The sequence below is a fragment of the Ramlibacter sp. JJN2-2R genome, assembly GCF_057747835.1.
The window spans coordinates 1,640,452-1,663,639 of the sequence record NZ_CM173226.1 but is presented as its reverse complement, the minus strand read 5'-3'; the positions used below and the strand labels follow the sequence as shown (position 1 = coordinate 1,663,639).

27 protein-coding genes are annotated in these 23,188 nt (G+C 71.4%); 17 read left to right on the top strand and 10 right to left on the bottom strand.

Translation table 11 applies throughout. From position 1 onward, the window contains the following. Position 1 precedes the first annotated feature (1 nt). From AC3ANR_RS08265 to AC3ANR_RS08240, 6 genes are read left to right on the top strand one after another with little or no spacing between them, the layout of a single operon-like run. Positions 2-133, top strand: a complete 132-nt coding sequence (locus tag AC3ANR_RS08265) for a hypothetical protein (protein WP_488291397.1) — start codon at positions 2-4, stop codon at positions 131-133. A gap of 4 nt (positions 134-137) precedes the next feature. Further along, positions 138-950 (top strand): SDR family oxidoreductase, encoded by an 813-nt coding sequence (locus tag AC3ANR_RS08260; protein WP_488291396.1) that lies wholly within the window; start codon positions 138-140, stop codon positions 948-950. Further along, positions 947-1,525, top strand: coding sequence for a class I SAM-dependent methyltransferase (locus AC3ANR_RS08255; RefSeq protein WP_488291395.1), 579 nt, complete (start codon positions 947-949; stop codon positions 1,523-1,525). Before AC3ANR_RS08260 ends, AC3ANR_RS08255 begins: the two co-directional genes overlap by 4 nt. Continuing rightward, positions 1,522-2,409, top strand: coding sequence for a 4-hydroxy-tetrahydrodipicolinate synthase (gene dapA, locus AC3ANR_RS08250; RefSeq protein ID WP_488291394.1), 888 nt, complete (start codon positions 1,522-1,524; stop codon positions 2,407-2,409). Before AC3ANR_RS08255 ends, dapA begins: the two co-directional genes overlap by 4 nt. A gap of 24 nt (positions 2,410-2,433) precedes the next feature. Continuing rightward, positions 2,434-3,516, top strand: a complete 1,083-nt coding sequence (gene bamC, locus AC3ANR_RS08245; RefSeq protein WP_488291393.1) for an NlpB/DapX family lipoprotein — start codon at positions 2,434-2,436, stop codon at positions 3,514-3,516. A 55-nt stretch (positions 3,517-3,571) separates the two neighbouring features. Beyond that, positions 3,572-4,345, top strand: a complete 774-nt coding sequence (locus tag AC3ANR_RS08240) for an MBL fold metallo-hydrolase (RefSeq protein WP_488291392.1) — start codon at positions 3,572-3,574, stop codon at positions 4,343-4,345. 33 nt (positions 4,346-4,378) lie between these two features. On the opposite strand, the gene AC3ANR_RS08235 is transcribed toward AC3ANR_RS08240, so the two are convergent. Then, entirely contained in the window at positions 4,379-5,485 is a 1,107-nt protein-coding gene (locus AC3ANR_RS08235) for a helix-turn-helix transcriptional regulator (RefSeq protein WP_488291391.1), read from the bottom strand. 348 nt (positions 5,486-5,833) lie between these two features. Between AC3ANR_RS08235 and AC3ANR_RS08230 the strand changes: the two genes are divergently transcribed. Next, on the top strand, positions 5,834-7,696 hold the full coding sequence (locus tag AC3ANR_RS08230) for a PKD domain-containing protein (protein WP_488291390.1): 1,863 nt from the start codon (positions 5,834-5,836) through the stop codon (positions 7,694-7,696). Between the two features lie 131 nt (positions 7,697-7,827). Here the strand turns inward: AC3ANR_RS08230 and AC3ANR_RS08225 are convergent, their stop codons facing one another. The 3 genes from AC3ANR_RS08225 to AC3ANR_RS08215 form a co-directional block, all read right to left on the bottom strand. Then, positions 7,828-8,097, bottom strand: a complete 270-nt coding sequence (locus tag AC3ANR_RS08225; protein WP_488291389.1) for a hypothetical protein — start codon at positions 8,095-8,097, stop codon at positions 7,828-7,830. A gap of 160 nt (positions 8,098-8,257) precedes the next feature. Next, positions 8,258-8,749, bottom strand: a complete 492-nt coding sequence (locus AC3ANR_RS08220) for a hypothetical protein (protein WP_488291388.1) — start codon at positions 8,747-8,749, stop codon at positions 8,258-8,260. Continuing rightward, the gene (locus AC3ANR_RS08215) at positions 8,746-9,870 is read right to left on the bottom strand and encodes a JmjC domain-containing protein (RefSeq protein WP_488291387.1); all 1,125 of its coding nucleotides are present in this window, start codon (positions 9,868-9,870) and stop codon (positions 8,746-8,748) included. The genes AC3ANR_RS08220 and AC3ANR_RS08215 overlap by 4 nt, the downstream gene beginning before the upstream one ends. A 21-nt stretch (positions 9,871-9,891) precedes the next feature. Between AC3ANR_RS08215 and AC3ANR_RS08210 the strand changes: the two genes are divergently transcribed. Next, positions 9,892-10,410 (top strand): FKBP-type peptidyl-prolyl cis-trans isomerase, encoded by a 519-nt coding sequence (locus AC3ANR_RS08210; RefSeq protein WP_488291386.1) that lies wholly within the window; start codon positions 9,892-9,894, stop codon positions 10,408-10,410. A gap of 77 nt (positions 10,411-10,487) precedes the next feature. Here AC3ANR_RS08210 and AC3ANR_RS08205 read toward each other — a convergent pair whose 3' ends face one another. From AC3ANR_RS08205 to coaBC, 3 genes are all read right to left on the bottom strand, one after another. Next, positions 10,488-11,048 carry a glycine zipper 2TM domain-containing protein gene (locus tag AC3ANR_RS08205; protein ID WP_488291385.1) on the bottom strand — a complete coding sequence of 187 codons (561 nt, stop codon included), beginning with the start codon at positions 11,046-11,048 and terminating at the stop codon, positions 10,488-10,490. A gap of 167 nt (positions 11,049-11,215) precedes the next feature. Continuing rightward, on the bottom strand, positions 11,216-11,662 hold the full coding sequence (gene dut / locus AC3ANR_RS08200; RefSeq protein WP_488291384.1) for a dUTP diphosphatase: 447 nt from the start codon (positions 11,660-11,662) through the stop codon (positions 11,216-11,218). Beyond that, positions 11,659-12,879, bottom strand: a complete 1,221-nt coding sequence (coaBC, locus tag AC3ANR_RS08195; protein ID WP_488291383.1) for a bifunctional phosphopantothenoylcysteine decarboxylase/phosphopantothenate--cysteine ligase CoaBC — start codon at positions 12,877-12,879, stop codon at positions 11,659-11,661. Before coaBC ends, dut begins: the two co-directional genes overlap by 4 nt. A gap of 125 nt (positions 12,880-13,004) precedes the next feature. On the opposite strand from coaBC, the gene pyrG reads away from it, so the two are divergent. The 6 genes from pyrG (at position 13,005) to AC3ANR_RS08165 (ending at position 18,275) form a co-directional block, all read left to right on the top strand. Further along, on the top strand, positions 13,005-14,672 hold the full coding sequence (gene pyrG, locus AC3ANR_RS08190) for a CTP synthase (protein ID WP_488291382.1): 1,668 nt from the start codon (positions 13,005-13,007) through the stop codon (positions 14,670-14,672). Between the two features lie 13 nt (positions 14,673-14,685). Further along, positions 14,686-15,543, top strand: a complete 858-nt coding sequence (gene kdsA, locus AC3ANR_RS08185; RefSeq protein ID WP_488291381.1) for a 3-deoxy-8-phosphooctulonate synthase — start codon at positions 14,686-14,688, stop codon at positions 15,541-15,543. Between the two features lie 24 nt (positions 15,544-15,567). Beyond that, entirely contained in the window at positions 15,568-15,873 is a 306-nt protein-coding gene (locus AC3ANR_RS08180) for a DUF1330 domain-containing protein (RefSeq protein WP_488291380.1), read from the top strand. A 36-nt stretch (positions 15,874-15,909) separates the two neighbouring features. Continuing rightward, positions 15,910-17,193, top strand: coding sequence for a phosphopyruvate hydratase (gene eno, locus AC3ANR_RS08175; protein WP_488291379.1), 1,284 nt, complete (start codon positions 15,910-15,912; stop codon positions 17,191-17,193). 139 nt (positions 17,194-17,332) lie between these two features. Then, positions 17,333-17,614, top strand: a complete 282-nt coding sequence (gene ftsB, locus AC3ANR_RS08170; RefSeq protein ID WP_488291378.1) for a cell division protein FtsB — start codon at positions 17,333-17,335, stop codon at positions 17,612-17,614. A 22-nt stretch (positions 17,615-17,636) separates the two neighbouring features. Beyond that, the gene (locus tag AC3ANR_RS08165; RefSeq protein ID WP_488291377.1) at positions 17,637-18,275 is read left to right on the top strand and encodes an AAA family ATPase; all 639 of its coding nucleotides are present in this window, start codon (positions 17,637-17,639) and stop codon (positions 18,273-18,275) included. A 3-nt stretch (positions 18,276-18,278) separates the two neighbouring features. On the opposite strand, the gene hslO is transcribed toward AC3ANR_RS08165, so the two are convergent. Together hslO and AC3ANR_RS08155 are read right to left on the bottom strand one after the other, a co-directional pair. Then, the gene (gene hslO / locus AC3ANR_RS08160; protein ID WP_488291376.1) at positions 18,279-19,256 is read right to left on the bottom strand and encodes an Hsp33 family molecular chaperone HslO; all 978 of its coding nucleotides are present in this window, start codon (positions 19,254-19,256) and stop codon (positions 18,279-18,281) included. A gap of 35 nt (positions 19,257-19,291) precedes the next feature. Continuing rightward, entirely contained in the window at positions 19,292-19,816 is a 525-nt protein-coding gene (locus AC3ANR_RS08155) for a gamma carbonic anhydrase family protein (protein ID WP_488291375.1), read from the bottom strand. Between the two features lie 73 nt (positions 19,817-19,889). On the opposite strand from AC3ANR_RS08155, the gene AC3ANR_RS08150 reads away from it, so the two are divergent. The 3 genes from AC3ANR_RS08150 (at position 19,890) to AC3ANR_RS08140 (ending at position 22,015) form a co-directional block, all read left to right on the top strand. Continuing rightward, complete coding sequence (locus AC3ANR_RS08150; protein ID WP_488291374.1) at positions 19,890-20,681, top strand: ferritin-like domain-containing protein; 792 nt, start codon at positions 19,890-19,892, stop codon at positions 20,679-20,681. 354 nt (positions 20,682-21,035) lie between these two features. Beyond that, the gene (locus AC3ANR_RS08145) at positions 21,036-21,332 is read left to right on the top strand and encodes a hypothetical protein (RefSeq protein ID WP_488291373.1); all 297 of its coding nucleotides are present in this window, start codon (positions 21,036-21,038) and stop codon (positions 21,330-21,332) included. After that, positions 21,317-22,015, top strand: coding sequence for an alpha/beta hydrolase family protein (locus tag AC3ANR_RS08140; protein ID WP_488291372.1), 699 nt, complete (start codon positions 21,317-21,319; stop codon positions 22,013-22,015). Before AC3ANR_RS08145 ends, AC3ANR_RS08140 begins: the two co-directional genes overlap by 16 nt. Here the strand turns inward: AC3ANR_RS08140 and AC3ANR_RS08135 are convergent. Continuing rightward, complete coding sequence (locus AC3ANR_RS08135) at positions 21,981-23,159, bottom strand: MFS transporter (protein WP_488291772.1); 1,179 nt, start codon at positions 23,157-23,159, stop codon at positions 21,981-21,983. The two genes, AC3ANR_RS08140 and AC3ANR_RS08135, sit on opposite strands and share 35 nt — an antisense overlap. Positions 23,160-23,188 lie beyond the last annotated feature (29 nt).

The window sequence follows — 23,188 nt, the reverse complement described above, 5'->3', positions numbered from 1 at the left end:
CATGCGCCCGGCTGCCCGCCGCCTGATCGCCTGGACCGCGGCCGCCGCGGTGCTGGCGGCAGTGTTTGCCCTGTACACGCGCCCCGCCATCGTCGTCATGCTCGCGGACCAGCTCTGGGCCTGCTTCCAATGACACGATGAGAATCCATGTGATCACCGGCGCCTCCGACGGCATCGGCGCCGAGCTGGCGCGCCAGCTCGCCCGCCGGCACCGCGCCGGCGCCGCCCTCGTGCTGGCCGCGCGCAATGCCGACAAGCTGGCCGACGTGGCCGCCCAGTGCGAGGCGCTGGGCGCCGCCGCGCTCGCCGTGCCCACCGACGTCACGCGCGAGGCCGAGTGCCGCGCGCTCATCGAGCGGGCCGTGGGCCACTTCGGCGGCATCGACTGCCTCGTCAACAACGCCGGCGTGTCGGCGCACGCGCGGTTCGAGGACGTCCGGGCCCAGGACCTGCGCTGGTACCAGGACCTGATGACGGTCAACCTCTGGGGCAGCATCTGGTGCACCCACGCCGCCCTGCCGCACCTGAAGGCCGCGCGCGGCCGCATCGTGGCCGTCTCCTCGCTCGCCGGCCTGCTGGGCGTGCCCGGCCGCACCGCCTACAGCGCCACCAAGTTCGCCATGGCCGGCTTCTTCGAGGCGCTGCGCACCGAGGTGCAGCCCGACGGGGTGTCGGTCACCATCGCCTACCCGGGCGTCGTCGCCACCGAGATCCGCCGCAACGGCTGGAATGCCCAGGGCCGGCCCGCCGGCCGCAGCGGCCTGAAGGAGCAGGACGCGATGCCGGTCGAGGAGTGCGCCCGCCTGATCCTCGAGGGCATGGAGGACCGCAGCCGCGACGTGGTCATGACGGGCAAGGGCAAGTTCGGCCGCTTCCTGAAGCTCGTCGCCCCCGGCGTCGTCGACCGGATGGCGCGGGCCGCGCTGGCGCACGAGACGGGGCCGCGGTGACGCCGCACGGCACGGGCGACGCCTCGCCCTGGATCCGGCGCTGGAGCCACCTGGTGGCGCCGGGCGGCGCGGTGCTCGACGTCGCCTGCGGCCAGGGCCGGCACCTGCGCTGGTTCGCCGGCCGCGGCCACCCCGTCACCGGCATCGACCGCGACCCGCAGGCGGTCGCCGCCGCGCAGCCGCTCGGCCGCGCCATCGCCGCGGACATCGAAGGCGGGCCGTGGCCGCTGCCGGGCGAGACCTTCGCCGCCGTGGTCGTCACCAATTACCTCTGGCGCCCGCTGTTCCCGGCACTGCTGGCCAGCATCGCGCCGGGCGGCGTGCTGCTGTACGAGACCTTCGCCGACGGCAACGAGACGGTCGGCCGGCCTTCGCGCCCCGACTTCCTGCTGCGCCACGGCGAACTGCTCACCCTGTGCGCGGGGCTGCGCGTGGTCGCCTACGAGGACGGATTCCTCGACGCGCCCGAGCGGTTCGTGCAGCGCATCGCGGCCGTGCGGACGGACCCCGCCGACGGTCGGGTTCGGCACCCGCTCTGGGTAGAATCTTCGCTTTCGACCCGCCCTCGCCCATGACCCCTATCACCGGCAGTATCGTGGCCCTGGCCACGCCGATGCACGACGACGGCAGCGTCGACTACCCGGCGCTGCGGCGCCTGATCGACTGGCACATCGCCGAGGGCACGGACTGCATCGGCGTCGTCGGCACCACCGGCGAGTCGCCCACCGTCACCGTGGCCGAGCACCAGGAGATCATCCGCGTCTCGGTCGAGCAGGCCCGCGGCCGCGTGCCGATCATGGCCGGCTGCGGCGCCAATTCGACCGCCGAGGCGATCGAGCTGGCGAAATTCGCCAGGAAGGTCGGCGCCGACTGCCAGCTGCAGGTCGTGCCCTACTACAACAAGCCCACCCAGGAAGGCCAGTACCTGCACTTCAAGGCGATCGCCGAGGCGGTGGGCGACCTGCCGCTGGTGCTGTACAACGTGCCCGGCCGCACGGTCGCGGACCTGCAGCACGACACCGTGCTGCGCCTGGCCGAGGTGCCCGGCATCGTCGGCATCAAGGAAGCCACCGGCAACCTCGAGCGCGCCCAGTGGCTGCTGCGCGACGCGCCCAAGGGCTTTTCCGTCTACTCGGGCGACGACCCCACGGCCGTCGCCCTCATGCTGTGCGGTGGCCACGGCAACGTCAGCGTCACGGCCAACGTGGCGCCGCGCGCGATGCACGAGCTGTGCGTGGCCGCCGTCAACGGCGAGGCCCGCAAGGCGATGGAGATCCAGAACCGGCTCATGCCGCTGCACCGCCACCTGTTCGTCGAGGCGAACCCGATCCCGGTGAAGTGGGCGATGGCCAGGATGGGCCTGTGCGGGCCGGCGTTGCGCCTGCCGATGACGCCGCTCTCGCCGGCGTTCCACGCGCAGGTCGAGGGTGCCCTGCGGGCGGCCGGCGTGCTGGCCTGATAACGACAAGGACGGATGAACGTGATGCGATTTGCAAGACTCGGGGCGCTGGCGATGGCCTGCGCCGCGCTCGCGGCCTGCTCGGTGCTCGAGGGCGAGAAGATCGACTACAAGAGCGCGCAGAAGGGCACGTCGCTGGAGGTCCCGCCGGACCTCACACAGCTCTCGCGCGACTCGCGCTACCAGATCCCCGGCGGCCCGGTCACGGCCAGCAGCTACCAGGTCGGCCAGTCCGCGCCCACGGTGCCCACCGCGGCCACCACCATGGGCGACGTGCGCATCGAGCGCGCGGGCACGCAGCGCTGGCTGGTGGTCAACCGCCCGGCCGACCAGCTGTGGGGCCCGGTGCGCGACTTCTGGCTCGAGAGCGGCTTCCAGCTCGTGATCGACCAGCCGGCGCTGGGCATCATGGAGACCGACTGGGCCGAGAACCGCGCCAAGATCCCGCAGGACTTCATCCGCCAGTCGCTGGGCAAGATCCTCGACTCGGTCTACTCCACCTCCGAGCGCGACCGCTTCCGCACCCGCCTGGAGCGCACGGCCAGCGGCGGCACCGAGATCTACCTGTCGCACCGCGGCATGCAGGAGGTCTACTCCAACAACAACAACCAGAAGGACCAGACCGTGTGGCAACCGCGCCCTGTCGATCCCGAGCTGGAAGCCGAGTTCCTGCGCCGCCTGATGCTGCGCCTGGGCGTGCCGCAGGAGCAGGCCAAGGCCCTGGTCGCCTCCGGCGCCCCCAAGACCACCTCGCGCGTGACCACCGTCAACAACGCGCCGGTGGTGCAGATCGACGAAGGCTTCGACCGCTCCTGGCGCCGCGTCGGCCTGGCGCTGGACCGCACCGGCTTCACCGTCGAGGACCGCGACCGCAGCCAGGGCACCTACTTCGTGCGCTACGTGCCGCCGAACCCCGACAAGCAGGACTCGGGCTTCTTCAGCAAGATGTTCAGCCGCGACTCGGCGCTGCCGCCGACCAAGTACCGCATCACGGTCAAGAGCCAGGGCGAGGCGACCACCGTCGCCGTGCTCAACGCGCAGGGCGCGCCCGAGACGGGCGACGACGCCAAGCGCATCCTGCAGGTCATCGCCGACGACCTGAAGTAAGCAGCACACGGGGCCGCCCGCCGGCCCCTTGTGCCTTGCGCGCGCGAGGCTGGCGATGATCCGTTTCAAGAGCCTGGGCAGCGGCAGCACCGGCAATGCGACCGTGGTGCAGGCCCGCGGCGACGCCGGCCTCACCCACCTGCTCGTCGACTGCGGGCTGGGCATCCGCCAGCTGGACAAGCGCCTCGGCCTGGCGGGCATGCTCGCCGAGCAGATCGACGCCATCTTCATCACCCACGAGCACGCCGACCACATCGGCTGCGCGCGCAGCCTCGCGCTCCGCGAGCGCATCCCGGTCTGGATGAGCGAGGGCACCTGGCTCGGGCTGGGGCAGCCCGACTTCGACGGCCTGCTGCGCATCGCCGGCGACTCGGTGCCGATCGAGGTGCGCGGGCTGCAGGTGCGCCCGTTCACCGTGCCGCACGACGCGCGCGAGCCGCTGCAGCTCACGTGCACCGACGGCGCGGTGACGCTGGGCGTGCTCACCGACCTGGGCCACGCGACGCAGCACGTGATCGACCGGCTCTCGGGCAGCAACACGCTGCTGCTCGAATGCAACCACGACCGGCAGCTGCTGGATGCGGGCCCCTACCCCTGGTTCCTGAAGAAGCGCGTGGGCGGCGACTGGGGGCACCTGGCCAACGAGGATGCCGCCGCCATCGCGATGCGGATCCGCCCGCACGGCCTGCGCCAGGTGGTGGCCGCGCACCTGAGCGAGCAGAACAACCGGCCCGACCTCGCGCGCGCCGCGCTGGTCGACGCGCTGGGCGAGGGCATCGACATCCACGTGGCCGACGGCCCGACGGGCAGCGGCTGGCTCACGGCCTGAACGCGGGCGCGGCGGGCGCCGGCGTTGCCCCGCTCATTCCACCCCGGTCTCCTCGCCCACCCTCGGCAGCGCCAGCAGCAACTGGGCCAGCTGCACCTGGCGCCGCACGCCCGCCTTCTGCAGGATCTCGCGCACCTGCGCCCGCACGGTCCACACGCTCACCCGGCGTGCGATGGCGATCTGCTTCACGTTGCGGCCCTGCAGCAGCAGGCCGGCGACCTCCGCCTCGGCGTCCGAGAAGCCCAGCGCGTCCTTGAGGACGCCGGCGGCCGGCGGCGGCGCCGCACCGGGCGCCGCGGCATAGAGCAGCACCGCGCCGGCCGGCTCGGGCAGCGGCAGGGCCTCCACCCACCACGGCCCCGACGCGGCGTGGATGCGGAACGCACTGCCTCGGCCCCGCCCCGCCAGGTCGACCGCCCGCAGCAGGCGGGCCCGTGCTTCCAGGTCCCCGCACTGCAGCCGGCCCTGGTGCAGCGTGAAGGGCAAACCCACCGCGAGCCGGCGCTCGCCGATGCGATTGGCGAGCAGCAAGCGGCGTTGCGGTGAGATCGCGTACACCGGCCACTGCAGCGCGTCCAGCGCCGTGGCCGACAGGCCCCGGGCCAGTTGTGCCTGCTCCAGTTCCGCCGACAAGGCGGCGGCGCGGCCGATGTGGGGCGCCAGCCGGGCATAGAGCTGCTGCGCCTCCAGGCCGAACGGGCGATGGTCGGCCGGCCGCTGCAGGCCCAGCATCGTGCAACTGCCAGCGTCCGCGTGCACCTTGCCGCCGGCCACGTGGCGGATGCCGTGGCGCACGGCGAACTCGGCGTACTCAGGCGACGGCGTGCTGCGGGGGGCCAACAGCGGGTCCGCATCCAGCCATTGCCCCACGGCCGCATCGCGCGCGACCAGCGCGGTGGGATCCAGGGTCCAGTAGTGGTCCCAGTACAGCTTCTGCGTCGTGGGGTCGTGGTTGAGCCCCCGCAGGTCCAGGATGGCGTCCAGCGCCGGCGTGGTGCGCATGAGGGACACGCGGGGGGCGTCGAATGCCTCGGAGAGCCGCGCCAGGGCGGTGGTCCACTGCCCGCTGTCCGACACCGACAGGTACAGCGCCTGGATGGTCGAATCCACGAGCTTGTCGAGGGAACCGTGCGTGACCATGAAGCCTGCCGGCGTGATTGTTCTTGGTTGCGCCCATTCTGGACCCCGGGCCCGGGCACCTGGAATCGGGCGTTTGTCACGATCTGCAGTAGCACAAACAAGTGATGCCGCCGGCGCCGCGCCTTCCTAGTCTGGCCTCGTTCCTACCAGGAGGTCCCCATGGATGCGCTTCACCCACCAGGCTGGGCACGATGGCTCGGCCGCATTCCACACAAGGCGGTGGCCTCGGCCGCCGTCGCACTGGCCGTCGTCGCCTGTGGCGGCGGGGGCGGCGGAGGTAGTGGTGCTTCGGGCCCTGCCGCGAGCGGGCCGAGCGCGCAGCGCCTGGCCCTCACCCCCGCCACGGCGGTGGGGACGATCGCGGACCGCTACACGGTGGTGAACCTGACGTCGAACGGCTGGGTGGATTGGGGCGAAGGGCGACGACCGATCAATGCGAGCGGCCAGGTGGCCTTCACCCAATGGACCGGGCAAGGCTACCGCGCCATGCGGTTCGACGGCTCGTCGGTGCCGGCAGTGCAGGACGTCAGCCCAGCCGGCAGCCAGGACAACCGAACTGCCGGGATCAGCAATACGGGCGAAGTCTTCGGTACCTCCTGTTGTGGCAGCTCGAACTGGTGGCCCTTCGTCTGGCGTAACGGATCGGCCACGGCCCTGAGCGATCCAGGCTGGGTGTACAGCATCAACAACGTGGGGCAGGCGGCCGTCTATTCGGACCAGGACAGCCGTCCGAGAGTCTGGACGCCCGCGACCGGCAGCCTGGTCGCAAGTTCAAGCTTTCCGAGTTGGGCCGTCCCGCTGGCCATCAACGACGCAGGCACGGCGGTTGGGCAGGCGTGGGATCCCGATTCGGGCCAGTACCGTCCATTCGTCTGGAGTCCGGGCGCCTCAGGCGGTGACGTCCAGTTGGTGGCTCTGCCCAGTACTGGTTCGTATTCGTATGGCTACGCGAACGGAATCAACGCCTCCGGACGGGTCATCGGCCACCACTACAACGGCACGATGTATCGCGCCTTCCGCTGGAGCCCTGGCGATGCCACGGTGACGGACCTGAACGTGCCGCAGGCCGGATCCAGCTATCCCTACGCGCTCAACGACCTGGGCCAGATCGTCGGTTACTCCTGTCCCGACTGGTGCTCTTATCCCCAGGCCTTCGTATGGACGCCGGGCAGCACAAGCGGCGGCAGTGCGGTCGAACTGGGCCTGGGCGGTCCGTGGTCCTACGCGTACGGGATCAACGGTGCCGGCCTGGCGGTGGGCACCGCGTTGCGCCCTAGCGGCCAACAGGCAGCCATTGCCTGGAGCGCCGCCCAAGGCGTGGTGGACCTGAACTCCCGCATCCCGGACGCCAGCGCGCTGGGCGTGTTCCTCTACAACGCTGTGGCCGTCTCCGACAACGGCGCCATCGTCGCCAATGCGAACACCGGCCTGGTCCTGCTGCAGCCCGGCTCCAGCGCGATCCCCACCGTCGGTGCCATCTCCGCCGGCGACCCGGTGGCCGTCAACACCGCGCTCGCCTTTTCGGCCGGCTTCACGGATGCGGACACCGGCGACACCCACACGGCGGCCTGGTCCTGGGGCGACGGCAGCACGGGCACGGCGGCGACCATCAGCGAGAGCAACGGAACGGGCACCGCCTCGGCCAGCCACAGTTTCCCGGCCGCCGGCGTCTACAAGGTCTCGGTGACGGTCACCGACAGCACGGGCCGCAGCGCCACCGTCAGCCGCGACGTCGTGGCCTACGACCCGGCCGCGGGCTTCGTCACGGGCGGCGGCTGGATCCAGTCGCCCCCCGGCGCCTACAAGAAGGACACGGCCCTGGCCGGCCGCGCCACCTTCGGGTTCGTGTCCAGGTACCAGAAGGGCGCCACCAAGCCTTCGGGCAACACCGAGTTCCAGTTCCACGCCGCGAACCTGAACTTCCACAGCGAGAACTACGACTGGCTGGTGGTGTCCGGCGCGCGGGCCCAGTACAAGGGCGTGGGCACGATCAACGGCCAGGGCGAGTACAAGTTCCTGCTGACGGCCGTGGACGGCGCCAAGCTGGGCGGCTCGCCGCCGGACCGGTTCCGCATCAAGATCTGGCAGTACGACAGCGACACCCAGCAGGACGTGGTGGTCTACGACAACCAGATCGACAGCAGCACCGAGGGCGGCAACAGCGAGGGGACCGCCATCGGGGGCGGCAGCATCGTCATCCAGAGCAAGTGAGGGCAGGAAGCGCCGAAAGAAGCCTCCAACAGCGCGCATCCAGTGGCCTGCGGATCCGCCAATTGGAGGCTTGCCGCTCTCAAAAGAAAAAAGCCGCCCGAGGGCGGCTTTCTCGCGAAGCAGCGGACTGCTTACTTGGTGCCGCTGGCAGCGGAAGCCGCGGGAGCGGCAGCAGCAGCGGAGGACGACGCGGCGCTGGCGGCGCTGGTCGCGGCGGCAGCAGCAGCGGAAGCGGCGGCGGCCGACGAATCGGCGGCCGAAGCGGCAGCAGCGGGGGCTTCGGCGGGAGCCGGAGCAGCGGCGGGCGCCGGGGCGGGAGCGGGAGCCGGCTCCTCTTTCTTGCCGCAAGCAGCCAGTGCCACGGCGGCCATCAGGGTAGCCAGGACGAGCGATTTCTTCATTTCAGATTTCCTCTAGGAATGATCAATTTCCGGAAATTGCCGCGCGCCCGGGATGGAGCGTGGCCGAACAGCAAGGAGTCGAGCTTTCCTCTGCTCAGCCGGAAATTATAGGCAGTTTCGTCGTTCCAGCCGGGGGTGGGGCCGCCCGTTCGGCGGCATTTCAAAGGCCGAGCACGGTGGCCGGAAAGGCCGGCGAGCTCTTCTGCAACCAGCCGTCGAGCAGTTCGCGCACGGCCACCCGGCGTTCGGGCTCGGTGCCGGCGAAGCCCGTGCAGCGGTCGGGGTCGAGCCGCTGCAGCACCCAGGCCGGACTCCAGATCGCGCTGGGCAGGTCCAGCTCGTCGGCCGCCGGGCAGGCACGCGCCTCGACGATGTGCGACCAGGTCTGCCGCCAGCTGACGAAGCGCGCATGCAGCCGGCGCACGTCGTCGTAGCGGCGCGCGAGCAGGATGCAGCGGCGCCCGCTGGCCGACCAGGCCTGCAGCGACTCGGCCACGGCCCGCTCGCCCAGCGGCCAGTCGGCGAAGCTGGCATCGCTGAGGATCAGTTCGCGCCAGCCCTGCCCGGCCGCGCAGGCCAGCGCCTCGCGCACCAGGCGCCCGAAGGCCTCGCGGCCCTCGAAGCGGCCCTGCGGCAGCCCGGCCGGCGTCACGCGGCCTCTCCGTGGGCCCAGCCCGCCTCGCACCAGGCGGCGAGCAGTTCGCGCGCGGCTTCGCTGGCCTTGGCCAGCTCGGCCGGGGCCAGGCGGCGCTGGTCGGCCAGCTTGCGCATCAGGCGCGCGTCGGCGCCCGCTGCGCGCCAGCTCTCGCCGTTGACGAACACGTGGCGGGCGTCGTACAGCATGCGGGTGCGGCGATCGAGCACCAGCGCCTGGCCGCGCCGCGGCGCCCGCCCGCCCTCGAACCACACCGCGGGCTTGGGCTCGCTGAGCGACTCGCCCAGCGACCGCGCAAGCGCATCGGGATCGTCGAGCGCGCGCCGCACCGCGTCGGCGGCGAACTGCTGCAGGGCGTCCGGGATCGCGCCCGGTTGCGCCACCGCCGGCTGGCCGGGATCGCGGTACAGGACGGGCTCGCCTTCGCCGTCCACGTCCTCGGCCAGGCGCTGCAGCAGCTCGCGCGCGAGTTCGGCGGCCGCCGGCGAGCGAAAGCCGATCGAGCAGGTCTGGCACTCGCCCTCGGCGATGCCGTCGTGCGCGTAGCGCGGCGGCAGGTACAGCATGTCGCCGGGCTCGAGCACGTGCTCCTCCTCCGGCTCGAAGTGCTGCAGGATCTTCAGCGGCACGCCCTCCTGCAGCCGCAGGTCGCGCTGGCGCCCGTAGCGCCAGCGGCGCCGGCCCTGCACCTGCAGCAGGAACACGTCGTAGCTGTCGAAGTGCGGGCCGACGCCGCCGCCGTCGGTGGCGTGGCTGACCATCACGTCGTCCAGCCGCGCCTCGGGCACGAAGCGGAACTGCTGCAGCAGCTGGTGCGCGGCGTCCAGGTGCAGGTCCAGCCCCTGCACCAGGACGGTCCAGCGCGGGCGCGAGAACGGCGGCAGCGCGCGGCGGCCGAACGGGCCGCGGCGCATCCGCCAGCCGTCGTCGCCCTGCACCACCAGGCGCGACTCGACGTCGTCGCGGCCGGCGAGCTCGAACAGCGTCGCGCGGTCGAGCAGCGGCTGGATGCCGGGAACCGCCCCGCGCACGAGCAGCGGCTTGCGCTGCCAGTGGCGTTGCATGAAGCGGGAGGGAGAGAGGCCGCCGAGCAGCGGCAGGGGCGCATCGATGTCCATGAACTGCGACAATTCTCGCCCATGGAAGTCACCCCGCAATGCGTCGTCGCGCTGACCTGGACGCTCAAGGACACGCTCGGCGAGGAACTGGACGTGCTGGACGAGCCCGTGGAATTCCTCGTCGGGGGGCATGACCTGCTCGCCCGCATCGAGGAGGCGCTGCAGGGCCACGAGCCCGGCGACCGGCTCGACCTGCACCTGGAGCCGGAGGACGCCTTCGGCGACTACGACGACCAGCTCGTGTTCCTGGAGCCGCGCGGCCTGTTCCCCGAGCAGCTGGAGGAAGGCATGACCTTCGAGGGCCTGCCCGCCGGCAGCAACCCCGCCGCGCCCAGGGACCTGCTCTACACCGTGACCGAGATCTATCCCGAGCACGTCGTGGTGGACGCCAACCACCCGCTCGCGGGCATCGCCCTGCGGCTGCACCTGAAGGTTGAGGCCGTGCGCGAAGCCACCGAGGACGAAGTCGGCCGCGGCACCACCGGCACCGGCTTCTTCAAGGTGCAATCGCAGGCGCCCGGCGGCACCACGCTGCACTGAGGCCCGCCAACGACAAGGGGCGCCGTTTGGCGCCCCTTGTCGTTGGCGCCCCGCCGGTGGCGGGGCGGCGCTGCCGCTTACGAGCGGTAGATCACGCCGTTCTCGACGCGCACGCGGTCGCCCACGCGCAGGTCGCCCAGGCCGCCGACCTCGTAGGTGCGCACGGCGCCCTGGTCGGTCTGCACGCTCACGCGGTAGGCCGGCCCGCTGGCGCCGGCGCTGGCCGCCTCGCGGTTCTGGCCGACCCGGTTGCCGATCGCGGCACCGGCGGCGCCGCCCAGCACCGTGGTGCCCGCGCGGCTGTGGCCGTTGTCGATGTTCTTGCCGATGGCGCTGCCGACCACGGCACCGATGATGCCGCCCACCACCGCGCTGCCCACGCTGGGGTTGGTGGCGCTGGTCTGGCCCATCGAGACGGTCTGGATGTCGGTCACGCGGCCCCATTCGACAGCCGCGGTCGGGGCGGTCTGCACCTGGGCGGTGGACGGGTACGTGGACGACGGATAGGAGCTGGTCGGATAGCTCGAGGTCGGATAGGTGCTGGCGACCGGCTGGGTCGGGTTGCTGCCGCAGGCGGCCAGCAGGGCGGCGACGGCGGTGGCGCCGGCAATGGAAGCAAGACGGTTGGAACTGCGCATCGGGTGCTCTCCTTGTGCAATGGATGACTCTCGGCGCAGCCCGGCAGGCGCGCCCCGTGCATCCATTACAGGCAGTTGCGCATGCGGCAGAGGAACGCCGATGCCGCGCATCGCTGTAGGAACCCTCGGGAGGGGGTGTAGGAGCACCCCGGGCCGCGGGGAAAGGCTCAGCCCTTGCCGGTCGAGCCGTAGCCGCCCTCCCCGCGCTGGGTGGCGGGGAACTCGGCGACGACGTTGAAGCGGGCCTGCACGACCGGCACGATCACCAGCTGGGCCAGGCGCTCCATCGGGTTGAGCACGAACGGCGTGCCGCTGCGGTTCCAGCAGCTGACCATCAGCTGGCCCTGGTAGTCGCTGTCGATCAGGCCCACGAGGTTGCCCAGCACGATGCCGTGCTTGTGGCCCAGCCCCGAGCGCGGCAGGATCAGCGCGGCATGGCCGGGATCCTTGATCCAGATGGCGATGCCGGTGGGAATGAGGTGCCACGCGTTGGGGCCCAGGTGCACCGGCTCGTCGATGCAGGCGCGCAGGTCGAGGCCGGCGCTGCCGGGGGTGGCATAGGCGGGCAGCTGGTCCGCCATGCGCGGGTCGAGGATCTTGACGTCGATGTTCATGCGGTGGGGGGCAGGCGCCGGGCGATCTCGGCGACGAGGATGCGCGCGAGCTCGCGCTTGGAGGCGCGCGGGATCTCGCGCGTGCCGTCGGCGTCGACCAGCAGCAGTTCGTTGTCGTCCCGCCCGAAGGTGGCCGGGCCGATGTTGCCGACCAGCAGCGGCACGCCCTTGCGGGCGCGCTTGGCCTGCGCGTTGGCCAGCAGGTCGCCGCTCTCGGCGGCAAAGCCGACGCAGAACAGCCGCCCGGCCCGGGCGCGCTCGCCGCCGGCGACGGTCTTGAGGATGTCGGGGTTCTCGGCGAAGGCCAGCGCGGGCGGCGAGCCGCCCTCGGCCTTCTTGATCTTGTCCGCGCTGACGCTGGCCGGCCGCCAGTCGGCCACGGCGGCGGTGGCGACGAACACGTCGGCCTGCGCGGTGGCGGCCACGGTGGCCTCGAGCATCTGCTGGGCCGACTGCACGTCGATGCGGCGCACGCCGCGCGGGGTGGCGAGGTGCACCGGCCCGGCCACCAGCGTGACCTCCGCCCCCGCCTCGCGGGCGGCGCGGGCGATGGCGAATCCCATCTTGCCCGAGGAGTGGTTGGTGATGCCGCGCACCGGATCCATCGGCTCGAAGGTCGGGCCGGCGGTGACCACCACGCGCTGGCCGCGCAGCAGCTTGGGCTGCAGGTGGGCGACGACGTCCTCCAGCAGCTCGTGGGGTTCGAGCATGCGGCCGTCGCCGGTCTCGCCGCAGGCCTGGAAGCCCGAGCCCACGCCCAGGATGGTGGCGCCGTCCCCGGCCAGCTGCGCCATGTTGCGCTGGGTGGCCGGGTGCGCCCACATCTCGCGGTTCATCGCCGGCGCGATCAGCAGCGGCACGCGGCCGATCGGGCGGGCCAGGCACATCAGGCTGAGCAGCTCGTCGGCCCGCCCGTGCACCAGGCGGGCCATGAAGTCCGCGCTGCACGGCGCGATGACGATGGCGTCGGCCTCGCGCGAGAGGTTGATGTGCGGCATGTTGTTCGGCTCGCGCACGTCCCACTGCGAGGTGAAGACCGGTCGGCCGGACAGCGCCTGCATGGTCACCGGCGTGATGAAGCGCTCGGCGGCCTCGGTCATCACGACCTGGACGCTCGCGCCCTCCTTGATGAAAGCCCGGCACAGTTCGGCGGCCTTGTAGCAGGCGATGCCGCCCGTCAGGCCGAGCACCAGGTGTTTGCCCTGCAGGTCGCTCATGGGGCGGAGTGTAATGACCTGTGCGCCACGCCGCCCGCCGGGAGCCCGCACAGGTCGGCCGGCCGCGTGCCTCTCCTTATAATCGCGCATTACCACCACCCGGAAGGCCCAGCCTTCCGAACGACATGACCAAATTCGTCTTCGTCACCGGCGGTGTGGTGTCCTCCCTGGGCAAGGGAATCGCCTCAGCCTCCCTCGCTGCGATCCTGGAATCGCGGGGCCTCAAAGTCACCCTCATCAAGCTCGATCCGTACATCAACGTCGATCCGGGCACGATGTCGCCGTTCCAGCACGGCGAGGTGTTCGTCACCGACGACGGCGCCGAGACCGACCTGGACCTGGGCCACTACGAGCGGTTCGTGACCACCCGCATGGGCAAGGTCAACAACTTCACCACCGGCAGGATCTACCAGTCCGTCCTCGAGAAGGAACGCCGCGGCGACTACCTGGGCAAGACCGTCCAGGTGATCCCGCACGTGACCAACGAGATCCAGGAATTCATCAAGCGCGGCGCGCGCTTCGGCGAGCCGGGCGCGGCCGACGTGGCCATCGTCGAGATCGGCGGCACGGTCGGCGACATCGAATCGCTGCCCTTCCTGGAGGCGGCGCGGCAGATGAGCCTGCGCATGGGCGCCAACCAGACCGCCTTCGTGCACCTCACCTACGTGCCGTGGATCGCCGCCGCCGGCGAGCTCAAGACCAAGCCGACCCAGCACACGGTGCAGAAGCTGCGCGAGATCGGCATCTCGGCCGATGCCCTGCTGTGCCGCGCCGACCGCAAGATCCCCGACGACGAGCGCGCCAAGATCTCGCTGTTCACCAACGTGCCCGAGTGGGGCGTGATCTCCATGTGGGACGTGAACACGATCTACAAGGTGCCGCGCATGCTGCACGAGCAGGGCCTGGACGGCCTGATCTGCGACAAGCTGCGCCTGAACACCCCGCCGGCCAGCCTCAAGCGCTGGGACGACCTGGTCTACGAGACGGAGCATCCGCAGGGCGAGGTCACCATCGCCATGGTCGGCAAGTACGTCGACCTGTCCGACAGCTACAAGTCGCTGAACGAGGCGCTCAAGCACGCGGGCATGAAGAACCACGTGCGCGTGAAGATCGACTACGTCGACTCCGAGACGCTGGAGTCGGGCAACGTGCAGCAGCTGGCCAAGTACGACGCCGTGCTGGTGCCAGGCGGCTTCGGCAAGCGCGGCATCGAAGGCAAGATCCAGGCGGCGCGCTTCGCCCGCGAGAACAAGCTGCCCTACCTGGGCATCTGCCTGGGCATGCAGGTCGCGACCATCGAGTACGCCCGCCACGTCGCCGGCCTGGCCGAGGCCAACAGCACCGAGTTCGAGCCCGCCACGCCCAACCCGGTGATCGCGCTGATCACCGAGTGGCACGGCGCCGACGGCAGCGTCAACAAGCGGGACGCCAACAGCGACCTGGGCGGCACCATGCGCCTGGGCGCGCAGAGCTCCGACGTCGCCAAGGGCACGCTGGCGCACCAGATCTACGGCGACGTGGTCACCGAGCGGCACCGCCACCGCTACGAGGCCAACGTCAACTACCTGGACCAGCTGCGCAAGGCCGGCCTGGTGATCTCGGCCCTCACCCAGCGCGAGCACCTGACCGAGATCGTCGAGCTGCCGCAGGACGTGCACCCGTGGTTCATGGGCGTGCAGTTCCACCCCGAGTTCAAGTCCACGCCCTGGGATGGCCATCCGCTGTTCAATGCCTTCATCAAGGCGGCGGTGGACCACCAGCACGCCGGCAACAAGCTCAAGGCGGTCGCCTGACCGGTCCCCACCCATGAAGCTCTGTGGTTTCGACGTCGGCCTCGACCGGCCGTTCTTCCTCATCGCCGGCCCCTGCGTCGTCGAGTCCGAGCAATTGCAGATGGATGTCGCCGGGCGGCTGAAGGAGATCACCGGCTCGCTGGGCATCCCCTTCATCTTCAAGAGCAGCTACGACAAGGCCAACCGCACGTCGGGCAGCAGCTTCCGCGGCCCCGGCATGGCCAGGGGCCTGGAGATCCTGGCCAAGGTGAAGCGGGAGCTGGGCGTGCCCGTGCTCACCGACGTGCACTCCGAGGCCGAGGTGCCCGAGGTGGCGAAGGTGGTCGACGTGCTGCAGACGCCGGCGTTCCTGTGCCGGCAGACCGACTTCATCCGCGCCGTCGCCCAGTCGGGCCGGCCGGTGAACATCAAGAAGGGCCAGTTCCTCGCCCCGCACGAGATGAAGAACGTCATCGACAAGGCCCGTGCCGCCGCGCGCGAGAACGGCCTGCCCGACGACGTGTTCATGGCCTGCGAGCGCGGCGCCAGCTTCGGCTACAACAACCTGGTCTCGGACATGCGCTCGCTGGCGATCATGCGCGAGACCGGCGCGCCGGTGGTGTTCGACGCGACCCACTCGGTGCAGCTGCCCGGCGGCCAGGGCACCAGCTCGGGCGGCCAGCGCGAGATGGTGCCGGTGCTGGCGCGCGCCGCCGTCGCGGTGGGCGTGGCCGGCCTGTTCATGGAAACGCACCCGGACCCCGCCAAGGCGCTGTCCGACGGCCCCAACGCCGTGCCGCTCAAGCACATGAAGGCCCTGCTGGAGACGCTGCTCGCGCTCGACCAGGTGACCAAGAAGAACGGCTTCCTCGAAAACGACTTCGCGGCCTGACATCCGCCACCCAGGAGACTCCCCATGCCCGCCGGCTACGTCATCGTCGAAATGAACATCACCGACCCGGACCGCTACAAGGAGTACGCAGCCCGGGCGCCTGAGGCCGTGAAGGCCGCGGGCGGCGAATACCTGGTGCGCGGCGGCCGCAGCGAGTCGCTCGAAGGCGACTGGCAGCCGCACCGCGTGGCCGTGCTGCGCTTTCCCAGCTACGAGCAGGCCCGGGCCTGGTACGACAGCGAGAAATACGCGCAGGCCCGCAGCCACCGCGCCGGCGCCACCGACTACTTCAACATGATCGTGGTCGAAGGCGTGGCCGCCCCGGTCTGACAAGATTCCCAAACTACGAGCAGAGAGAAGCACTGAATGAGCGCCATCGTTGACATCGTCGGCCGCGAGATCCTGGATTCGCGCGGCAACCCCACCGTGGAATGCGACGTCCTGCTGGAGTCGGGCACCATGGGCCGCGCGGCCGTGCCCTCCGGCGCCTCCACCGGCTCGCGCGAGGCCATCGAGCTGCGCGACGGCGACAAGGGCCGTTACCTGGGCAAGGGGGTGCTCAAGGCCGTCGAGCACGTCAACACCGAGATCTCCGAGTCGGTGCTGGGGCTGGACGCGTCCGAGCAGGCCTTCCTGGACAAGACGCTGATCGACCTGGACGGCACCGAGAACAAGAGCCGCCTGGGCGCCAACGCGATGCTGGCCGTCTCGATGGCCGTGGCGCGCGCCGCCGCCGAGGAATCGGGCCTGCCGCTGTACCGCTACTTCGGCGGCATGAACGGCTGCCAGCTGCCGGTGCCGATGATGAACGTGGTCAACGGCGGCGCGCACGCGAACAACAACCTGGACCTGCAGGAGCTGATGATCATCCCGGTGGGCGCCCCGAACTTCCGGGAAGCCCTGCGCTACGGCGCCGAGGTGTTCCACGCGCTCAAGAAGATCATCCACGACAAGGGCATGAGCATCGCGGTGGGCGACGAGGGCGGCTTCGCCCCCAACGTCGAGAACCACGAGGCGGCCATCGGCATGATCCTGCAGGCCATCGAGGCGGCCGGCTACCGCCCCGGCGAGCAGATCGCCCTGGGCCTGGACTGCGCCTCCAGCGAGTTCTTCAAGGACGGCCGCTACAAGCTGGACGCCGAGGGCCAGGTGCTGGAAGCCGGCGCCTGGACCGACATCCTGGCCGGCTGGGTGGACAAGTACCCGATCATCAGCATCGAGGACGGCATGGCCGAGGGCGACTGGGCCGGCTGGCGCGAGCTGACCGACCGCCTGGGCAAGCGGGTGCAGCTGGTGGGCGACGACCTGTTCGTCACCAACACCAAGATCCTCAAGGAAGGCATCCAGAAGAACATCGCCAACTCGATCCTGATCAAGATCAACCAGATCGGCACGCTGACCGAGACCTTCGCCGCGATCGAGATGGCCAAGCGCGCCAACTACACGGCGGTGATCAGCCACCGCTCGGGCGAGACCGAGGACAGCACCATCGCCGACATCGCGGTGGGCACCAACGCCGGCCAGATCAAGACCGGCTCGCTGTCGCGCTCGGACCGCATGGCCAAGTACAACCAGCTGCTGCGCATCGAGGAAGACCTGGGCGACATCGCCCAGTACCCCGGCCGCGCCGCGTTCTACAACCTGCGATGAGACCACCCCGAAGCGCCTTCGGCGCCTCCCCTCGAGGGGCGCCACCAGCGGCCCGGCAAAGCCGGTTCCGCGGTGGCCCGCGCATGGCCGTGTGCGTGGGGCGGGCACGGTCGATGCGAGTGGCATTGGAGTGAACTGAATGTCCACCCGCCTCGTCCCGGTCCTGCTGATCGCGCTGCTCGGCATCGTGCACGCCCAGCTGTGGTTCGGGCGCGGCAGCGTGGGCAGCGTGGGCGAGATGCAGCGCAAGCTGCAGCAGCAGAACGCCGCCAACGCGCGGGCGCAGCAGGCCAACGACCGCCTGGCCGCCGAGGTGCGCGACCTGCAGGAGGGCCTGGAGATGGTCGAGGAGAAGGCGCGGCTGGAGCTGGGCATGGTCAAGCCCAACGAGATCTTCGTCAACGTCGTCCCGCCCCGGTGAGGCGGCGGGCCCGCGCCCGGTGATGCCGGCGATCGCCCTGCTCGGTGCCGAGAGCACCGGCAAGACCACCCTCTCGCACGCCATGGCCGCCGCCCTGCAGGCGCAGGGCCGGCGCGTCGCGGTCGTGCCCGAGGTCCTGCGCGCCTGGTGCGGGCGCGAGGGCCGCGCCCCGCGGCCCGAGGAGCAACTGCCGATCGCCCGCGAGCAGGAGCGCCTGGTCGACGAGGCGGCCGGGCGCGCCGACGTCGTCATCGCCGACACCACCGCCCTGCTCGTGGCCCTGTACAGCGGCATGCTGTTCGAGGACGGCGAGCTGCTGCGCTTCGCGGTCGAGCGCCAGCGCCGCTACGCGCTCACCCTGGTCACCGGCCTGGACCTGCCGTGGCGGCCCGACGGCCTGCAGCGAGAGAGCGCGCAGGTGCGCGCCGCGGTGGATGCGCAGCTGCGCGACCTGCTCGGGCGGCACGGCATCGCCTACCGCGTGGTGTACGGCGAAGGCGATTCACGCGTGCGCCATGCGCTGGCGCCCGTGCGGGCGCTGCTGGGCGAAAAGCCCGCTCCCGAGGAAGGGGCGGCCGTGCGCTGGACCTGGTCGTGCGAGAAGTGCAGCGACCCGGCGTGCGAGCACCGGCTGTTCGCGGCGCTGCGCCGCCCCGCCTGAGCGTTACTGCACGGCCGAGGTGACCGGCGGCTGGTCGCCCGGCGAGGCGAACAGCTGCGCGGCGTCGACCGCGTCGAAGCGGTACTGCTGGCCGCAGAAGTCGCAGCCGACCTCGATCTGCCCCTGCTCGGCCACGATGCTGTCGGCCTCGTCGCGCCCGAGGCCGCGGATCATGTTGCCCACCCGGTCGCGGCTGCAGGTGCAGGCAAAGCGCGGCGCCTGCGCCGGAAAGCGCAGCAGCTTCTCCTCCCAGAACAGCCGGCGCAGGATGGTGTCGGCATCCAGCTCCAGCAGTTCCTGGCGCTGCAGGCTCGCCGCCAGCGTGGCGATGCGGTTGTAGTCCTCGTTGACGCCGATCTCGTCCTCGTTGGCCTTGCTGACCAGCGACCCGGCGAGGTTGCCCTCGCCCTGCGTCGGCAGCCGCTGGATCAGCAGGCCGGCCGCGACCTTGCCGTCGGCGGCCAGCACCAGCGTGGTGTCCAGCTGCTCGGACTGCAGCATGTAGTGCTGCAGCACGTCGCTGAGCCGGGTGATCTTCTCGCGCTGGTCGCCGTGCAGCGGCACGACGCCCTGGTAAGGCTGCTGGCCCGGGAACTTGTCGCGCGGATCCAGCGTGATGGCGCAGCGGCCCTGGTTGCGCACGTTCACCAGGTCGGGCAGGCGGTCGGAGGGCGCGACGTCGCCGACCACCTTGGCGGTGACGCGCAGCGACAGGTCGTGCTGCACCTCGGCCACGGCCACCTTCACAGGGCCGTCGCCGAAGATCTGCAGGATCAGCGCGCCGTTGAACTTGATGTTCGACTGCATCAGCACGCCGGCGGCCGCCATCTCGCCCAGCAGCTCGGCCACCGGAGGCGGCCAGGCGCCGGTGGCGCTGTTGTCCTGGCGGCGGCCCAGGATGTCGGTCCAGGCGTCGGTCAGGCGCACCAGCGCGCCGCGCACGGGAAGGCCGTCGAACAGGAATTTGTGGAGCTCGGACATGGAACTGCAGGTGCCAAAGCTGCTAGAGATGGCGCCTAGCCGACCTTCTTCAAGCCCTTGGCGAACCGGCGGGCGTTGGCGACGTAGTGCTCGGCGTTGTTGGCGATCATGGTCGCCGCCGCTTCGTCCAGGGTGCGCACCACGCGGGCCGGGGCGCCGATGATCAGGGAGTTGTCCGGGAACTCCTTGTTCTCGGTGACCACGCTGCCGGCGCCGACGATGCAGTTGCGGCCGATGCGCGCGCCGTTGAGGATCACGGCCTGGTTGCCCACCAGGGCGCCGTCCGCCACCGTGCAGCCATGCAGCATGACCTGGTGGCCGACGGTGACGTTGGCGCCGATCAGCAGCGGCTTGCCGGCGTCGGCGTGCAGCACCGAGCCGTCCTGGATGTTGGTCCTCGCGCCGATGCGGATGCGCTCGGTGTCGCCGCGCACCACGGCGCCGAACCAGACGCTGGCCTGGTCGCCCAGTTCCACGTTGCCGATCACCGTGGCCGTCTCGGCCACCCAGGCGTCCTGGCCCAGCTGCGGGGCCCGGCCGTCGAGTTCATACACCGCCATGCGAATTCCTGCGTCGAAAACGACCATTGTAGGGAGCCGGGTCGCGCCGCCCGGCTGCCTAGAATCGCCCGCCATGGAGCTACGCCAACTGGCGCTGGACGCCCTGTGCGAGGCGGATCCGGCACGCAAGGCCGCGGCCGCGCTGGCCCTGCACGCGCAGGCGCCCGGGCTGCCGGTGGCCGACAGCGCGCCGGCGCCGCGGCGCGCCGTGCCGGGCCGCCCCGAGCGGCCCGAGCTGGTGCATCCGGCGCGCGTGCCGCGCCGCTCGCCGTTCAAGCGCGAGGGGCTGGCGGCGCTGCTGCACGCCATCGCCCACATCGAATTCAACGCCATCAACCTGGCGCTGGACGCCGCCTGGCGCTTCGACGGCATGCCGGCGGCGTTCCGGCTCGACTGGGTAAGCGTGGCGGCCGAGGAGGCCTTCCATTTCTCGCTGCTGCGCGACCACCTCGCCACGCTCGGCCATGCCTACGGGGACTTCCCGGCGCACGACAACCTGTGGGCGATGTGCGAGAAGACCGCGGCCGACGTGGTGGCGCGGATGGCGCTGGTGCCGCGCACGCTGGAGGCGCGCGGCCTCGACGCCACGCCCCAGATCCAGCAGAAGCTGCGCGCGGTCGGCACGCCCGAGGCGCTGCGGGCGGTGGAGATCCTGGACGTGATCCTGCGCGACGAGGTCGGCCACGTCGCGATCGGCAACCACTGGTACCGCTGGTGTTGCGAGCGCGCCGGACTCGATCCGCTCGCGCTGTACCCGCAGCTCGTCGAGCGCTACGCGGCGCCGCGGCTGTATCCCCCCTTCAACACGGGAGCGCGCAGGCGGGCGGGTTTTTCCGAGGAAGAGCTCGCGTGGCTGCTGCAGTGACGACGAGCTCGCCTGGCTGCTGCAGGGACGCGGCGCGGCCGCGCCAGCGGCGCCGCGTCGTCGTGCACCGGCCGTCATGGGGGCTTCACAGGCCATCCCCAGCGTCCGTCATGGCGGGCTTGACCCGCCATCCAGGTGCGACCGTGGCCTGGGGACTGGATGCCGGGTCGAGCCCGGCATGACGACGGTGGGGCTGCGCAGCGCGCCCGGGTCAGGCCCGGCATGACGACGGTGGGGCTGCGGAGCGCGCCCGGGTCAGGCCCGGCATGACGCCGGTTGGGGCCGCGTAGCGCACCGTTGCGCGCTCCAACCGGGTCGTTTGTCACGCGGCGCGCCATGACGGACACTGCGCCCATGCGCGCCGCTCCCACCTTGCTGCTGTGCTTGCTCGCGAGCGCCGGCCCGGCGTCGTTTGCGGCCTCGAACGGCACGACACCACCACCGCACCGACCGGAACGCCCCGCCAGCGCGGCCGAGCCCGTGCCGGCGAACGAGACGCCCGCGCAGCGTTGCGAGCGGCTGCAGCGCGAGTACGAGCGCAGCGCCGCCTGCTACGCGCGTTACCGCACCGTGCACGGCGTCAAGGCCGAGGCGTTCCGGCGTTGCGGCCCGCCGCTCAAGGATCCCGGTCCGGAGTGCCCGACCCGGTGACCCAGGCGCTCACGCTGGCCGGCCCGGCCGGGCCGCTCTCCGCCCTGCTCGACGGCGCACCGCGGGCGCGCGCCTGCTATGTGCTGGCGCACGGCGCGGGCGCCGGCATGGACCACCCGTTCCTGGCCGCGATCGCGCAAGGGCTGGCCGGGCGCGACATCGCCGTGCTGCGATTCCAGTTCCCGTTCATGGAACAGGGGTCGCGCCGCCCTGACCCGCCCGCCACCGCGCAGGCGGCGGTGCGCGCCGCCGTTGCCGAGGCCGCGTCGCGTTGTCCCGGCGTGCCGCTGTTCGCGGGCGGCAAGTCGTTCGGCGGCCGCATGACCTCGCAGGCCCAGGCGGCACAGCCGCTTCACGGCGTGCGCGGGCTGGTGTTCCTCGGCTTTCCGCTGCACCCGGCGGGCAAGCCGTCCACCAGCCGGGCCGAGCACCTTGCCGATGTCGACGCACCGATGCTGTTCCTGCAGGGCACGCGCGACGCGCTGGCGGACCTGCCGCTGGTGCGCGAGGTGACGGGCCGGCTCGGCGCGCTGGCGACGCTGCACGTCGTCGAGGGCGCCGACCACGCGTTCCACGTGCTCGCGCGGTCCGGCCGCACCGATGCGCAGGTGCGCGAGGAACTGCTGGACGCGATGGCCGCGTGGATGCTCAGCGGGCCGACGGGGGCGCCGGCAGCCACCTGAAGGCGAGCGCGGCGCCCGCCAGCATCAGCGCGATCGATCCCAGCACCGCGGCGTAGGTCTCCACGTGCAGCGCGGGCGCGGCGCCGGCCACCAGCCCCGTGAGCCACTGCATCAGCGCCACGCCCATGAACATGGCCATGGTGAACAGGGCCATGGCGCGGCCGATCATGCGCGAGGGATACGCGGCGCGCACGTCGGCGTACTGCAGCACCATGTAGCCGGACAACAGGCTCATCACCGCGCCGACGCCCACGTCCACCAGCACGGAGCGGGTGAACGCCATGATGGCGAACAGGCCCGCCATGCCCAGCGTGTAGTTCACCAGCCAGCGGCGCCGGCGGCGGTCGCCCGGGTCGATGCGGCCATAGAGCGTCGGCCCCGCGATGCTGATGAGCGAGAACACGAGCGCCACGTTGCCGGTCTGCACCAGGCTGAAGCCATGCCGCTCGACGAGCAGCGGCCCCAGCCACAGGCCGCGCAGCGCCAGGAACGAGGCGTAGGTGAACAGGCCCAGCGCCACGATGCCCCAGGTGTGGGGCAGGCGGAACAGCTCGCCGTAGCCGCGCAGCGCCGCCAGCGGGCTGGCCGGCGTTTCGGAGGCCGGCGAGCGCGCGTCGCGCACCAGCAGGAAGATGGCGGTCCACGCGGCGGCGGCGCCGACCGCCAGCGTGAGGAAGCCGGTGCGCCAGGACCACTGCTCGATCACCCAGGCCAGCGGCGTGCCGGTCAGCAGCAGGCCCACGGTGCCCAGGCCCAGCGCCGCGCCCGACACCGGGGCGAACCGCTCGGGCGGGAACCAGCGCGCGATGAACACCGTGCACACCAGGAACGCCGGCGCGCAGCCGATGCCGATCACCACCTGCCCCACCAGCAGCTGCGTGAAGTCGTGCGCGGTGGCGGCGATCAGCGCCCCGACGATGGTGAGCGGCGACACCGCCAGCACCGTGCGGCGCGGCCCCCACAGGTCGATGCCCATGCCCATGAAGAGCTGCAGACCACCGAAGGCGAAGTGGAAGGCGCCGGCGAACAGCCCCAGCTGCGAGGGCGACAGGCCGAACTCCTTCTGCAGCGGCGGCGCCATGATGGCCGCGACCGTGCGGAACGCCTGGCTGAGCGCGAAGCCGCCGATCAGGGCCAGCAGCATGGCCCAGCTGCCGCGGGCGGCGGTGGAAG